The 14,656-nt window shown below is 57.4% G+C and carries 13 protein-coding genes; 1 reads left to right on the top strand and 12 read right to left on the bottom strand.

Annotation, left to right across the window (positions count from 1 at the left end):
- The 12 genes from AB7F49_RS32755 to AB7F49_RS32700 all read right to left on the bottom strand — a co-directional run.
- Positions 1-373 (bottom strand): GntR family transcriptional regulator (locus tag AB7F49_RS32755; protein WP_428530063.1); only part of this gene is annotated, 373 nt, incomplete at its 3' end.
- A gap of 803 nt (positions 374-1,176) precedes the next feature.
- Positions 1,177-2,139, bottom strand: a complete 963-nt coding sequence (locus tag AB7F49_RS32750) for a dihydrodipicolinate synthase family protein (RefSeq protein ID WP_428530061.1) — start codon at positions 2,137-2,139, stop codon at positions 1,177-1,179.
- A 145-nt stretch (positions 2,140-2,284) separates the two neighbouring features.
- Entirely contained in the window at positions 2,285-3,235 is a 951-nt protein-coding gene (locus AB7F49_RS32745; protein ID WP_428530059.1) for a membrane dipeptidase, read from the bottom strand.
- A 44-nt stretch (positions 3,236-3,279) separates the two neighbouring features.
- Positions 3,280-4,251, bottom strand: coding sequence for a dipeptidase (locus AB7F49_RS32740; protein WP_428530057.1), 972 nt, complete (start codon positions 4,249-4,251; stop codon positions 3,280-3,282).
- 34 nt (positions 4,252-4,285) lie between these two features.
- Positions 4,286-5,509 (bottom strand): MFS transporter, encoded by a 1,224-nt coding sequence (locus AB7F49_RS32735; protein WP_428530067.1) that lies wholly within the window; start codon positions 5,507-5,509, stop codon positions 4,286-4,288.
- A 154-nt stretch (positions 5,510-5,663) separates the two neighbouring features.
- A complete protein-coding gene (gene dapB, locus AB7F49_RS32730) occupies positions 5,664-6,488 on the bottom strand; it encodes a 4-hydroxy-tetrahydrodipicolinate reductase (RefSeq protein WP_428530055.1) in 825 nt (274 codons plus the stop codon).
- A gap of 52 nt (positions 6,489-6,540) precedes the next feature.
- Entirely contained in the window at positions 6,541-7,641 is a 1,101-nt protein-coding gene (locus tag AB7F49_RS32725; protein ID WP_428530053.1) for a mandelate racemase/muconate lactonizing enzyme family protein, read from the bottom strand.
- A gap of 30 nt (positions 7,642-7,671) precedes the next feature.
- On the bottom strand, positions 7,672-8,646 hold the full coding sequence (locus tag AB7F49_RS32720) for an ABC transporter ATP-binding protein (protein WP_428530051.1): 975 nt from the start codon (positions 8,644-8,646) through the stop codon (positions 7,672-7,674).
- On the bottom strand, positions 8,639-9,655 hold the full coding sequence (locus tag AB7F49_RS32715) for an ABC transporter ATP-binding protein (protein WP_428530049.1): 1,017 nt from the start codon (positions 9,653-9,655) through the stop codon (positions 8,639-8,641). The genes AB7F49_RS32720 and AB7F49_RS32715 overlap by 8 nt, the downstream gene beginning before the upstream one ends.
- A 17-nt stretch (positions 9,656-9,672) precedes the next feature.
- Positions 9,673-10,539: an ABC transporter permease gene (locus AB7F49_RS32710; protein ID WP_428530065.1), complete on the bottom strand. Its 867-nt coding sequence runs from the start codon at positions 10,537-10,539 to the stop codon at positions 9,673-9,675.
- Between the two features lie 65 nt (positions 10,540-10,604).
- Positions 10,605-11,546 carry an ABC transporter permease gene (locus AB7F49_RS32705; protein WP_428530047.1) on the bottom strand — a complete coding sequence of 314 codons (942 nt, stop codon included), beginning with the start codon at positions 11,544-11,546 and terminating at the stop codon, positions 10,605-10,607.
- 11 nt (positions 11,547-11,557) lie between these two features.
- Entirely contained in the window at positions 11,558-13,135 is a 1,578-nt protein-coding gene (locus AB7F49_RS32700) for an ABC transporter substrate-binding protein (protein ID WP_428530045.1), read from the bottom strand.
- Positions 13,136-13,320: 185 nt separating this feature from the next.
- Between AB7F49_RS32700 and AB7F49_RS32695 the strand changes: the two genes are divergently transcribed.
- On the top strand, positions 13,321-14,337 hold the full coding sequence (locus tag AB7F49_RS32695; RefSeq protein ID WP_428530043.1) for a dipeptidase: 1,017 nt from the start codon (positions 13,321-13,323) through the stop codon (positions 14,335-14,337).
- Positions 14,338-14,656 lie beyond the last annotated feature (319 nt).

Raw genomic sequence — 14,656 nt, 5'->3', positions numbered from 1 at the left:
CCGCGACGGCACCCCTCTCAAGATTAGCGAAATCAGATGTCGTTAAATGAGGTACAGAGCGACGGAGCAGATAGGGCTCAAGCAGTTTGCGCAGCTCGAAAAGCTCGATCAGGCTATCGATTGAAATCTTGGAAACGATGGCACCTTTGTGAGGTAGGATCTTAGCGAGTCCTTCGGCCTCAAGCTGCAGCAACGCTTCGCGCACAGGAATTCGACTGATACCGAAGTACTCTGCTATCGGGCCTTGTCGTAGCGGTGTTCCACCCGGTAACTGGCCATCCAAGATCAGCTGCCGAAGGCGAGCTGCGGCCGCAGCAGACATCGTCTTGAACTGCTTTTCCTCCGTGGTGGGTTGGCCATAAGGTTGGTTCATCGACGTGCCTGATATGAGTCGTGGCGAGCAAGATGCCTCAACGCTGGACGAGTTCTTCGCAATTGAAGCGGTAAAGTGTAGGCAAGACCGGTACCCTTGACTCGATTACCTCAGCACGGGCTCGAGGCGCGGCTCAAGGGTTCGTCGAAACTTGTAGCACAACTTATGCGACGCGACATGTGTCACAGCAACGCAAGAAGGGTTGCGCACAAGAGTGATCGCTCCGCAAGCCCCGGATGATACCCATGCTTGCCGGCGGACGGGGTTGAATTGTCGACTGAGCGTTACGCGCCGTGGCGCGGCTACACTACCAGAGCGTCCCCGGAGCGCCTAGCAACAGTCGGCCGGACTCAGCACCACGCCCTAATGGGAACTATGTGTGAGCGAACTTCCCCAGGTCGTTATCGTCGTTGCATTTGCAGCATTGGTAGGACTTTTTACGGACCAATGCCTATGCGTGAATTGAAATCAATCCAGGGTGACGCGGGCGCAGGCGGCGTACTTGTATTCAACAGACAGAAGCCATCGAGTTCACCAACTCACTGGCGCAGCTCGAAGCCTCTCTGATCGGCGGGCACGTGGGAAACCGACAGTCAGCTAACGACAAACGATATTTTCCTTTTGCTGGCTTCGGTCGGGCGGAGATCGACACTTCCGGCACGGTCCTGAACGTATCTGTCTCGTAAATTGCGCTGTCACTCAAAAGCTAACGCATCGGGCAGCCGAAAGCATTTGGACGGTGCTTGTCCTAGGCGCGAAGACGTGATTCTGACCCGTGCGACGAGAACGCTCCATCGTGACGCTCAAGCGGCGCTTTTTCCAACCACCCGAAGTTGCTTTGACCATCGGGCATACCAAGCCTCGAACAATTTCAACTGCTCTTCGGCATAACCACACTGGCTCTCGGTGAGAGCGTCGGTCTCATTAAAATGCAGCCGGTATTCGGGATTCCCCTTCAGTACCATCATGTATTTGAAGAAGAGAACTAAGTCCGGTCCTTCGTCGAAGGAAGACAAAATGGCGAGCGCTGCTTCCAGCTCCAGCGCGTGTTGACGAGCTTCGACATCGCCCTTTGCGGCCGCCTGGCTCAGGCTAAAAAGGTGCAGTACTTCTTTGGGTAAAACGCAGCCGATACCCGTGATGGCACCCGTTGCTCCACAGTTGACGACGCCGTGGACCACGCAGGTATCCACTCCGATCATGAGCGAAACATCGTCATCTCGGCTGGTAATGTTCTCGGCCGCGTAACGCATATCCGCCGCGCCACCGAATTCCTTGAACCCGACAAGATTGGGATGCTCGGCGCGTAAGGCGAAGAACAGATCCGCGCGCGTTGCGAAGCCATAGTACGGACTGTTGTAAATCACAGCCGGCAAATCGGGCGCAGCGGAAAGGATGGCCTTGAAGTGATTCTTCTGTGCGGCAATGACGCTACCACGCGACAGCACGCGAGGGATGACCATCAGGCCGCGCGCGCCGACCTTCTGAGCATGCGCAGCATGTGCGACGGCTGAAGCCGTGTTAACGGCGCCCGTCCCGACGACGAGCGGAACGCCGGCTTTCACCAAGCGCTCGACACCCTCCATGCGTTGCGCATCGGTGAGCAGCGGCCAATCGCCCATCGAGCCGCAATAGACAGCGGCGGACATGCCGGCGGCGATCAGTTGCTTTCCCGTGCGCACGAGCGCGTCGAAGTCGGGCTTGCGGTCCTCGGTGCAAGGAGTCATCAAAGCCGGCATACAGCCTGAAAAAATCTGCGCGCGCACTACATTCTCCTGGGGCATCGATAAATAGATTAGAGTGTTTTCAGTAGACCGTTACGTTGTTAGCCTCGAAAAGCATACCAACAAGGCGACTGATCCCGTGTCTTTCTGTGCAGAAAATTGAATTCTAATCGGGTGCCAAACCCAACTAGTTGCGCCAGACGTGCTGCAGGAACGCGAGCCAGTTCCTCCCTAGGATCTTCTCGGCGTCTCCGGATGAATACCGGCGTTCGATTGCGCGAACGATGTTGTGATAGTCGGCGCCGTCCTCGAAACCCTTGATCACGGGAAAAGCGGGAAGCGACGTTACCGACCGGCCGGTCCCTTTGTCTCGGCCGATCCAATCGAAAAACTCCGGCGGTTGTCCCTGCACGAGATCGGTGCCAAGGCCAATCTGATCCGACCCAACAATATTCCGAACATGATCGAGCACGTCGACAAAATCGTCAACGGTCGTATCCCAACCCTTCGGCATGAAATGCGGAACGGCCGCGCCGACGCCGACAAACCCATCGTGTTGCGAAATGTACCGCAGCTGATCATCTGATTTATTGCGGGGGTGCTGAAACAGCGCCGAAGGACAACAATGCGTGTAGGCGACCGGCATTTTGGAACAGTCGATCGCTTCTTTAGACGTGACGGGTCCAACGTGGCTCAAGTCCACCAACACGCCAGCCGCGTTCATTTCTTCGACGAGCGCCCTGCCAAAATCCGAAAGGCCGCCGTCCCGCGACTCGTAGCAACCACCTCCAACGGAATTCGCCGAATTGTATGTCAGCTGAACGATGCCCACGCCGAGATCCTTGAAGAGGCGCACGTTGGGCAAGTAGTCGCCGTATCCGCTCGAATTTTGCCACCCGAGAATGATCCCGACCTTCCCGTCGTCGCGGGCTTTTTCTATGTCGGCAACGGTCTTGATCTGGACAATGATGTCCTTGTTCTCTTCAAATCTCTGGGTCCAGTCGGCGACGTTATTGATTGTCGCTTCAAGACTCTCCCAGATCGAGCACGTGAAATTCGCCGCCGTCAGGCCGCCTTTCTTCAGACTCTCGAACAGCTCGCGGTTTGGCTTCGCGACAACAAGACCGTCAACGATCATCAGTCTCTCCAAATTGGCCAATCTGCTTGAGGTGCGAACAGCAGTCAGCGAAGCGGCGACCAGCTTTCGGCGAAAAGCCGACGCCAGTTCATGTGCAGAAATTTTTCACAAGCGCTCGGACTGACGCCGCCCTCTCGGAGCCGCGTCTCCAAATGTTTATGATCATCGAACGTCGAAAGGCCAGGCATTGCGGGAAGGCTGCTGTAGTTCTGCATGATCTTCCCGTTGCCTTTGTGCCGGCCGGTGTAGTGGTGGAACGAGGTCGGCTGATACGGGGTCATGTCGGAGCCAAGCGCGACATGATCTTCGCCCACGACGCGTATCACGTGTTGCACAGCTTGCACGTAGTCGGTCACATCGGACTCCAAACCGCGCCGATGAAAATGCCGAAGGGCGCCGAGGCCGATGACGCCGCCCTTGCGGGCGACGGAACGCATCAAATCGTCGGACTTATTCCGCACGTGGTCTTTCAAGGCGCGGGCATGCGCGTGCGTGAAACAGACCGGCCGTTGGGATGCGTTGACGATGTCGTCGGCCGTCCGGTCACCAATATGGGTTAGATCGAGAAGAATCCCGGCGCGATTGCACGAAGCGACCAGATCGCGCCCGAGGCCGGTCAAGCCACCGTCGTTCGGCTCGTAGCATCCCGAGCCCGCCGCATTCGCCGAGTTGAACGTCAAGGACACCGTACGCAATCCGGCGTCGGCAAAAAGCTCGACGTTCTGCGGCCTTTGACCGAACCCGTCCGAATTCTGCCATCCGATGACGATGCCGATTTTTCCATTTGCGGAAGCGTCGTCGATGTCCGAGACGGACCGGACCAGCGTCGCAACGTCGGCGTTTTCCCGGATCACCGCCTGCGTGTTGGCGATGTTGCAAAACGCTTGTCCGGCATCGTCCCAGATCGAGCTCATATAGACGGCGGCCGTGATGCCGCCGTCTCGCATCTCAACAAGCGATTGCCGACTTAATGCCGGAATCACGATTCCGTCGATGATGGCCGTTTTCTTTTGCACAATTTCCTCGACTCGAAACGATTGTCCCGCGGCCTCATGACTGGTCGTGGGCGGTTTCCTTCAATGTGAGGATGTAGGCGCCGGAAATCACAGCGGCCACGATGATGTAGACGATCGGCGCCAAGGGCGACGCGAACTTGTCGGTCAACCAAAGGGCAATGAACGGCGTGAAGCCGCCGAACACGACGGTCCCCATGCTGTAACCCAGCCCTAGGAAAGTCCCGCGCTTCTTGGTCGGGAAGATCTCCGAGATCATGGCCGGCGCGGGGCCCGCGAACATCGCCAGGAACGTCACGAAAAGCACGGATACGCCGAAGTAAGTTGCCGTCGAGATGTTGTCGACACTGAGGTGGCTGAAAACCGGGTACAGAAACACCGCGAAGCCCAAGCAGCTCGCGATGAAAAGCGGCTTTCGCCCCACACGGTCGGAGATGTGCCCAAACAACGGAAGCAGGAACACGTATCCGAACAATGTCGCGGTGCTCACCCAAAACGCGACGGCGCTCGAGAGGTGGAGCTCTCGCTGCGCGTATGTCGGCAAATAGGTGAGAAAGAAGTAGAAGATGATCGACCAAAACGCGTTGAAGAGAAAGGCGCGCAGCGCGAAGCGAAGCCATTCGGACATTGCCAGGTCCGGTACGGCCGCGCCGCTTTCTTTGATCTTTACGAACTCGGGGGTTTCATCGACATTCCGACGCAACAGATAGCCGAGCGGCCCGATCACCGCGCCGAGCAGAAACGGTATGCGCCATCCCCACTCCTGCATCGCCTCCGTCGACAGAAGCGTCGTCAACAGCGCGACAACTAGCGAACCGAGCAAAAATCCGACCCCGCTTCCGACTTGGTGAAAGCTACCCGCAAGACCACGCCGGCCGTTTCCTCCCCACTCGACGAGGAAGACGATCGCTCCCGCGACCTCGCCACCCGCTGCAAGCCCTTGCAGAAGCCTTGCAGCGACGAGAAGAATGGGAGCCAAAATTCCGATCGATTGATACGACGGGAGGAGCCCCATCGCCACGGTTGCGATGGCCATCAATACGTAAGAGACAATGAGCGACGTGCGCCGCCCGCTGCTATCGGCAACGCGGCCGAACAGCACACCGCCGATCGGCCTAGCGACAAAGCCGACGCCAAACGTGGCCAACGCCGCCAACAGGGATGCGGTCCCGCTCGAAGACGGGAAGAAATGCGAGGCGATCTGCGTCGCTACGAATGCATAGACGGCGAAGTCGTACCATTCCAGCGAATGGCCGATCATTCCTGCCGCAAGCGCGATCTGCCGCTTTCGCGACCCGACGCTTTGCGTTTCCGGCTGTCCCACGCCACTCAAAACATCAACCATCGCCACCTCCCGTCGTATAAAATATACAATCTACTGCAACAATGAATGTCAACCCCGCGCGCGCTCTCGATTAACGGCCGTCCCCGAACAGTAAGCTGTCAAGGCCGCGCACCAGACCTGTTATTTCCATCACGCGTTCGGCGGCGAGGAGCGCTCCTTTAACAAAGATCTCCTTGTCGAGCTCGTCATGGCGAATCGTGAGCCTCTCGCCTGCAAGCCCAAAAACGATCTCCAAGGAGTTTGCGAAACTTGGCAGCCTGATTGAGTGCACCTGGGCTCCGCCGAACGTTGCGCCACGCGCTTCGCGCGGGCCGATAACGTCGTCGGGATTGAACTGCGGCAGCGGCGAAGCCTTCCGGTGAAGAAGCTCCGCAAGCTCTCTCGCTGTGCCGCTCGGGACATCGGGCTTGCGATGTGACGCATATTCAACGATCTCCCAATTCGGCACATGCTGTGCGGCAAAGCGCGCAAAATGTTGAAGCAGCGCCGCAGTCAGAGAAAAGTTGCCCGTGGCGGCGCCGACGCCGGCGGCCCTCGCGGCGGCGTCAATCGCAGCGAAGTCACGGTCGAAGAATCCAGTCGTTCCGATCACTACGTTGATCTTGCGCTCAAACGCAGCAGAGATATGCGACCGGACGACCGACGGATGCGTGAAGTCGATCAAAACGTCCGGACGGCTGTCGAGCGCCTCTTCGATCGTTCTGCTGATGCGAACGCCGCACGAAGGCACCCCTATCGCCGCCGCCACGTCTTCACCGACACACCGCCGTGCATACGCCCCGACCAGTCGCAGCTCCTGCTTCTCACTCAATAGAGCGGCGACTAGCTTGCGGCCGACCGCCCCCAATGCGCCTGCCACCACGACTTTGACGACATCACGATCTTGGCCGTTCATTGCTTCTCGACCTCGGCTAACGGCTCATATGAATGATGCGGCTCGACGACGTCTACACGATCTCAAAAATTGGTTTGCCCAGGCTCTTGGCATCCACCTTCACGCCAAGACCAGGCGCGGTTGGCGCGGACCCTCGACCATTTTTTGACCGTGGAGCCTCCGTCGCAACGTGCTCGTTGGTCCAGTCGTTGAAGAAGCTCGTCGACAACAGCAGGTCCGGCCGCGTGGTCGCCGCAAGATGACTCACTGCGGCCGTGGTCACATCTCCTCCCCAGGTGTCTTCGATTGTCACCGACATCCCGAGCCCCTGCGCCAGATCGCGAATCCGCGCCGCCGGCATGAGCCCCCCGAACCTACTCAATTTGACATTGAGCGACCCTGCGCCGATCTCGTATTTGGCGTAGAAAAGGTCCGACGCCGACACTATTGACTCGTCCATAACGATCGGCATTTCGCTCTTCTTTGCGACGATCGCGCAATCGGGACTTTCGCGACAAGGCTGCTCCAGGTACATCCGAAACTCCTTCATCTCGCGAGACGCGATCAGAGCGTTTTGTAAATTCCAACCTCCGTTCGAGTCGGCAACGCATAGAGCCGTTGGGTTGGCTTCGACAACGCTTCGCACTCTTTCCGCATCTTCGTACGGATCATTACCGACCTTTACCTGATATTTCTTGATTCCGGCTTTGGAGCGCGCTTTGACGAAGTCCGCCATCGACTCGGGCGATCCGAGCGGAATGGCCTCGTAAAGCGCGAAATCAGGCTGCAACACTCCGCCCAGGAGCGTCGATACCGGCACCCCCAGAGATTTTCCGAACAGATCCCAACAGGCGATATCAAGTACGCTTTTCGCCCCCGACTGACCCAGCAACACGCCATCCATGATGCGGTGGATGTTGGAAATATTTCGAGGGTCGGCGCCGATCAGTTCCGGTGCGAGTTCGTTGATCGCCGCACGCGCGCCACCGACGAAGTTTGGAAGATATGTCCCCGCGAGCGGAGCGATCTCACCCCACCCTTCTTCACCATTGTCGGCCAGCAGCCGCACAAGCGTGGATTCCTGCGTCTGGGCGGCACGCCCGCCAGACATGACGTAATCACCGTGAGCGTACGACAGTGTGTATGCATAAACTTGACAGGCTTTAATGCGCATTGGTCGTTCCTTGTCTTATCAGACCGCGGTTCACGCGTTCACAAGATGGCAGGCGACATACCGCTCGTTCTTTGGGCTTTGAACCAAACGCGGTTCTTCGACCTTGCATCGGTCAAATGCTTTGGGGCAGCGGGTATGGAATGCACACCCAGTGGGCAGCCTGATTGGAGATGGCACGTCGCCCTGCAACACGATCGGGTTTCGCTTGGCGCGTGGATTGGGAACGGGAGCCGCCGCGATCAGCGCCTGCGTATAGGGATGCTCAGGCTTTTTGAACAGCGCGCGCGTCGGCGCCAGTTCAACAATTTTCCCAAGATACATGACAGCAATGCGGTGACCGATGTGCTTGACCACACCAAGGTCGTGGGAAATGAAAAGGTACGACACCCCGAGACTGTCTTGGATATCCATCAGTAGATTGAGCACTTGAGCCTGGACGGAAACGTCCAGCGCCGACACGGCTTCGTCCGCGACGATAATGGCCGGATCAAGAGCCAAGGCCCTCGCGATTCCAAGTCGCTGTCGCTGACCTCCGGAGAACTCAAAAGGAAATCGCGATTGCATGTCGTTTCTCAGGCCGACGCGTTCAAACAGCATCGAGACGCGGTCGGCGCGATCGCGCGCGGATTTGTATGTCCGGAAATTTTCCAAGGGCTCAGCAACAATCTGCCGCGCCGTCATCCTTGGATTTAGCGAAGCGAACGGGTCCTGAAAGACCATTTGAATTTTTTGCCGGACGCCGCGCATTTCGCAGTTGTCGAGATGCGTGATGTCTCGCCCGCCGAGGACGACCTCCCCGCTCGTCGGCTCGATGAGACGCATGATCAATCGACCCACGGTCGATTTTCCGCACCCCGACTCTCCAACGAGACACAGCGTCTCTCCCCCTGCCAGTTGCAAAGTTACACCGTTGACCGCCCGTACGACCGGAGGCTGGCCGAAGAAGCTTCGTCCCAACGGGAACTCCTTCGTCAAAGCAGACGTCCTGAGTACGGGCTCAGCCATATGCATTCTCATCGACACGATCTGCCATTCCCTGCACCTCGCGCGCCCGATGACAGGCGGAAATGTGCTTTACCGATACGGGAACCAGAGGCGGCTCCTCTACCCGGCACCTGTCGGTCACCCATCCGCAGCGAGCGGCGAATGCGCAGCCGGAGATTTTCTCGCGCAACGATGGTACAACGCCGCCGACCTCGCACAGCCTTTCGCGGTGCTTGCTTTCGTGAAGCGACGGCATTGATCCCAGCAGACCTCGCGTGTACGGATGCGCCGGCCGATCAAAGAGCTCGTAGACGTCACCTTCTTCGACCTTCTTGCCCGCATACATGACGATGACGCGCTGACATGTTTCGGCGACGACGCCCAGGTCGTGCGTGATAAGGACGACCGCCGCGCCCGTCCGACTCTTCAACTCCAATATCAGCTGCAGGATTTGTGCTTGAATGGTCACGTCGAGCGCGGTAGTCGGTTCATCCGCGATGAGAACTTGGGGCCCACAGGCCAGCGCCATTGCGATCATCACGCGCTGGCGCATGCCCCCGGAGAATTGATGCGGATAATCGCGGAACCGCCGCTCCGCATCCGGAATTTTCACCAGCCTCATCATTTCAACGGCCTTTTGCACGGCCGCTTTCTTATCGCTTCGATCGTGAATCCGAACCGCCTCCGCGATTTGCTCACCAACGGTGAGAACCGGATTAAGGCTTGTCATCGGTTCCTGGAAGATCATCGAAATACGATTTCCTCGTATCTCTCTCATCTCCGCCTCATCGATGGACAGAATATTCTCGTCCTCGAAAAAGACCTCGCCGCCGACTGTGCGTGCGATCCGCTCTGGCAAGAGTCGAAGGATCGACAGCGCGGTTACGCTTTTGCCGCATCCTGATTCGCCGACGATCGCCACCGTTTCACCCGGAAAGACGTCGAAAGACAATCCATCGACGCTGCGAGTGACGCCGTCCTGCGTAAAAAAGTAGGTCTTGAGATTGCGAACGGAGAGAACAGGATCCATTTATCGCAAGCCTGATGTTACATGCGCCGCGCGATGCGGGGATCAAGACGATCGCGAAGTCCATCGCCAAGCAGGTTTACCGCCAACACGACAAGGGCAAGGCTCAGCCCCGGCGCGAATAGCGTCCACGGCGCCCGCGCCAGATAAAGACGAGACTGCGCGATCATATTGCCCCACGTGGGTATTTCCGGCGGCGTTCCCGCGCCGAGGAACGAGAGGCCGGCTTCGATCAAGATCGCTGATGCACAGATATACGTCGCCTGCACGATCAAGGGCGCGATGGTCGAGGGCAGAATATGCCGAAGCAAAATCTTCCATGTCGGCGTGCCGACGGAGATCGCTGCTTCGACATACGGCGCTTCGCGGACGGACAAGACCACAGACCGGACGAGGCGAACGACGCGCGGCACTTCCGGAACAGTAATTGCCACGATAACCGTGCCCACGCTGGCCCGCGTGAGGGCGACCAATGCGATGGCCAGAAGAATCGATGGAATCGACATCAGACTGTCCATAAAGCGCATCAGCAGCGCGTCGAACCTCCTGAAATATCCAGAGATCAATCCGATCACTAAACCAACCGCCACAGAAAATATGGCGACCGCCAAGCCGACGATTAGTGAGATCCGCGCGCCGAACAAGGTGCGCGCGAAGACATCACGCCCGACATGATCGGTACCCAACCAGTGCGCCGCTGACGGCGGGCGTAACCGCTGGGCCGGCACCATGTTGATCGGATCGCCCCCAAACAACGGGGCAGCCGCTGCAATGAATATGAAGAGCAAAAGCAAGGCGGCCCCCAACGCAAGCGTTGGATTGCGTTGAACGAACCGAAGAAGACCGCGGCGTGGCTCAGATATTTCAGTGCGAGCGGTTAGCACCACGTCGGTCACAAGACTCTCCGATGTGTGGGGGCGGCTAGAGTGCAGACGTCTCGACCTGCATTCGATCAGTACCGAATGCGCGGGTCGAGAAAAGTGTAGGCGATGTCGACGCAGAGATTCACAATCACGTAGACGCCGGAGAATATCAAAATGACGCCCTGAATAATCGGATAATCTCTTTTTGTTATCGCATCGACTGTAAGCCGGCCTACACCGGGAATATTGAAAACGGTTTCCGTGATAACGACACCTCCAATAAGAAGCGCTACACCGATTCCGATCACGGTTACGATCGGTACTCCAGCATTTTTCAGCGCGTGCTTTATAAGAATCGTCGGCCGATCGACGCCCTTCGCCTTCGCCGTGCGGATGTAATCCTCGGATAGCACTTCCAACATCGAAGCGCGCGTAATCCTCGCGATGAGCGCGATGTATGCGAGACCGAGAGTCGTAGCGGGCAGAATCAAATGAGAAATCCACCGGCTCACGCCGTTGTCTAAGAACGAGTATCCTTGAACGGGAAGCCAGCTCAGCTTTATTGAGAAGATGTAGATAAGAATGTAACCGACCACAAATGTGGGAACTGAAAACCCCAGAACAGACACAACCATCAAAGACCGGTCGATCCAACTCCCCGCACGCGCCGCGGCGGTCACGCCGAGAGTGACGGCAAGAGTGACCGAGATAAGCAAGGTCATTCCTGTCAACGAAAGGGTAGGTTCAAGGCGCTGAAGAACCAGCTTGGTCACCGGCTCATTCGAAAAGATCGAAATTCCGAGCTCGCCATGAACCACATTTCGCATCCAGCGCCAGAACTGAACGACCAAATTATCGTCTAGTCCCAATTGTTGACGAATGGCGGCGATATGCGCAGGGGTCGCAGTATCGCCTGCGATAATCGCCGCCGGGTCACCCGGGGCGAGCCGAAGAAGGAGAAAAACAAAGACTCCCACGATCGCCATGACGAAAGCTGTCGAGACGAGTCGGCGCGCCACGTAATCAATCATCTGAAACGCGCCTAGGTCTTTTTTTCCATGTTCCAGAATGCGACGATCTGCGGGATTTTAAGAACCCCCGTAAGGTTCTTCCGCCAAACAGATCGCGGATAGAACTGCCCGCAGTACACCTGCGGCACATAATTCCAGGCGTTGCGTTGCATCTCGCGTGCGAGCTCTTTTCGCTGCTCGGCCGTCTCCGCAGTCGCCCAACGGTCTCGAAGCTTTTCCTGGAGATCGTCCTTTGGCCAGCCGAACCAACCCTTTTCACCAGTGGCCGCATGCGCGCCGAACGCAATAGGATCGACGAGCTCGGAGCCGAACGAGGCGGTAAAGAAGGTGTTCCAACCGCCCTCCGAAATCGGCTTCTTCGAGGCGCGACGGGTCACGACCGCGCCCCAGTCCATCGGAGCGAGGTCCACGTTGACCCCAGCCTGCCGCAAGCCTTGAGCTGTCAGCATTGCGGCAGGGTTTGCGAACGTATTATCGGTCGCTTGGAGGACCACGACCGGTCGTCCGTCGTAGCCCGCTTTTTTGAACAGCTCGGCGGCTTTTTTCGAGTTTGGCCCGGTCTTGAACCATTCCGTATTCTCGTCGTTCTCCATCGGATTCCCGCAGGAGAAGTAGGCTCCGCATTTGCGCCAGGCTTTTGATTGCCCGAATATCGCTTGCATGATCGCTTCCTGGTCGACCACGTAAAGCATCGCGCGCCGCGCTTCGACGTTGTCGAAGGGGGGCTGAAGGCAATTCATCCTCATCACGAGAACCCGACCGGTCGTATTGATGATATCGACGGTCAGGTTCGAATCCTTCTCGAGGTCGGCAAGCATGTCTTGCGGCGGAGCCTCGCAAAAATCGACTTCGCCCGCCTGAAGGGCGCTCAAGGCCGTTTGCTCGTCGGAAATGTTCTCAAAGATCGCGCGGTCAATCTTAACGACCTTGCCCCCCGCCATTCCTGACGCCGGCTCGGAGCGCGGCACGTAGGACGGACTCGGGTCGTAAACGTATCGATTGCCGGGCCGGCTCTCGTCAGCGTTGTAGAGAAATGGCCCCGATCCGATAATCGTTCGTACTTGCTGATTAGGATCTGTCTCGGCTTCCTTCTTTCGCATGACGAAGCACTGCGACGATGAGATTTTCGACAGCGCCTCGATGACCAATCCGTACCGCTCCGACAGCACGATCTGAAACGTTTTGTCGTCCACGACGGGTGTATCTTTGACGCGTCGGAACATGTGGGTGCCGGCGCCATCGCGAATTTGCCATCGTCGAATCGACGCAACGCAATCTGCTGCGGTCACCGGCGATCCATCTGAGAACTTGAGCCCGTCCCGCAGCGTAAAGGTGTAAGTGAGCTTGTCATCGGACGTGCCCCACTTGCCGACCATTTGCGGCTGAGGGCGGCCCTGTTCGTCCTGTCCGAACAGCGTGTCGTAGACCATCGCGCCGTGATACGAAGTGATCGTCGCGGTCGTCCAGATCGGATCGAACACACGTAAGTCCGCATGCATTACCGCGCGCACGGTGCGCCCCGCCGCCGGCGCCGAGCGTGCCGAAATTATGCTCGGCCCCATCGCTGCAGAAGCCAATCCTCCGATCAATACACTTCGTCTCGTAGCCCGCATGATCATTTCCTCCCACTTGCGAACTTGCGGCTCTTGCCAACGAGAGTAGATTTTATACAATCTGCATTGTCAAGACGCTCTTCCGGAGTTCTCGCCAGTCAGATTCCAAGACCCACCGCGCTTTTCTCCGTCACATTGCTCATTGGAAAGAGAGATGACCGATGTCTGCTTCCGCTATCGATCCACTCAAACTGCATGAAGATGCCATCGTTATCGACGCGGTTTCGCCTCTTATTCGGACCAGGAAATATATCGAATTGTGCATCAAGGGCGGTTTCACTTGCGTCGCCCCTACCATCGCCAGCAGTCAGTCCTCGAATTATGCGCTAAAATCATTGGCTGATTGGCATCGTTATCTCGACGTCACTCCTAACGTGATCCTCGCAAAGACCGCCGCAGACATCGAACGCGCAAAACGTGAGAAGAAATTCAGCGTCCTTTTTCACTTTCAAGGCACCGACCCGTTCGACGACGATCTCAATCTCGTCGAGGCATATCGCGAACTCGGCGTTCGGATGGTGCAGCTCGCGTACAATGTAAAAAATCGAGTCGGCGATGGCTGCACGGAACGCACGGACTGCGGCTTGAGCGACTTCGGTGTCCGCTTGATTCAGCGGCTCAATCAAAGCCGCATGATCGTCGATTGCACGCACACTGGCTATCGCACCACCATGGAAGCGATGGAGGTCTCAACGGCACCGGTCGTGTTTTCTCACTCCAATTCCAAGTCGGTGTACAAGCACCAGAGAAACATCACCGATGAGCAAGCCAAGGCTGCAGCCAAGACCGGCGGCCTCGTCGGCGTAAATATTGTTCCATACTTCATTATTCCGAAGGGGCGCCCTTCGATGGATCAATTTTGCGCTCATATCGACCATTACGTGAAGCTCATTGGTATCGATCATGTTGGTATTGGGTTTGATTATTTTGACGGCCAGCAGCCGTTCGCCTCGGACGAAAAAGCCATGGCGATCTGGCGAGAAAATATCGAGACCGGTCGCTGGTCGCGCGAAGGTTGGCCTGAGCCACCTCATTATTATCCCGAGGGGCTCGATACGCCGGAACACATGCGGAATCTGACTAAGGCCCTTGTCGCCCGCGGCTACAATTCCGAAGATACAAAAAAGATCCTCGGTGGAAATTGGATGCGCGTGTTTAGGACTGTTTTTGGTTCTTGAAGATCAGCGCTCCGTGATTTCGCGATGCAGCGGTTTAGCTGTGATCACTTAGGCTTGCCTCAAGCTATCTCTGGGAACGTCGGCGAAGATCATCGCCGACGTTGAGAAGAAGCCTTCCAAGAGTGAAGGCGATCGCCTGAGGATCACCGAGGATACGACATGAGTGCCTACAAATTCGGGACCGCCTTCCGTCCGCTGATGATGTCGCGCCGTCACATGGTCTCTGCCGGCCACTACTTCGCGGCGCAAGCGGCGTTCAAGGTCCTGGAAGCGGGCGGCAACGCCATCGACGCCGGCGTCGCCGGCGGGCTCACGCTCA

This window comes from Pseudorhodoplanes sp. (genome assembly GCF_050250235.1).
GTDB lineage: Bacteria > Pseudomonadota > Alphaproteobacteria > Rhizobiales > Xanthobacteraceae > Pseudorhodoplanes.
Note: the sequence above shows the minus strand (reverse complement) of the source record. Positions and strands in the feature narration are given on the sequence as shown.

Excerpts from the sequence above, each read along its gene's own strand:
- AB7F49_RS32695 (WP_428530043.1), top strand. The coding sequence starts at position 13,321 with ATGTCTGCTTCCGCTATCGATCCACTCAAACTGCATGAAGATGCCATC.
- AB7F49_RS32715 (WP_428530049.1), bottom strand. The coding sequence starts at position 9,655 with ATGGATCCTGTTCTCTCCGTTCGCAATCTCAAGACCTACTTTTTTACG.
- AB7F49_RS32705 (WP_428530047.1), bottom strand. The coding sequence starts at position 11,546 with ATGATTGATTACGTGGCGCGCCGACTCGTCTCGACAGCTTTCGTCATG.
- AB7F49_RS32745 (WP_428530059.1), bottom strand. The coding sequence starts at position 3,235 with ATGATCGTTGACGGTCTTGTTGTCGCGAAGCCAAACCGCGAGCTGTTC.
- AB7F49_RS32725 (WP_428530053.1), bottom strand. The coding sequence starts at position 7,641 with ATGCGCATTAAAGCCTGTCAAGTTTATGCATACACACTGTCGTACGCT.
- AB7F49_RS32720 (WP_428530051.1), bottom strand. The coding sequence starts at position 8,646 with ATGGCTGAGCCCGTACTCAGGACGTCTGCTTTGACGAAGGAGTTCCCG.
- AB7F49_RS32735 (WP_428530067.1), bottom strand. The coding sequence starts at position 5,509 with ATGATCGGCCATTCGCTGGAATGGTACGACTTCGCCGTCTATGCATTC.
- dapB (WP_428530055.1), bottom strand. The coding sequence starts at position 6,488 with ATGAACGGCCAAGATCGTGATGTCGTCAAAGTCGTGGTGGCAGGCGCA.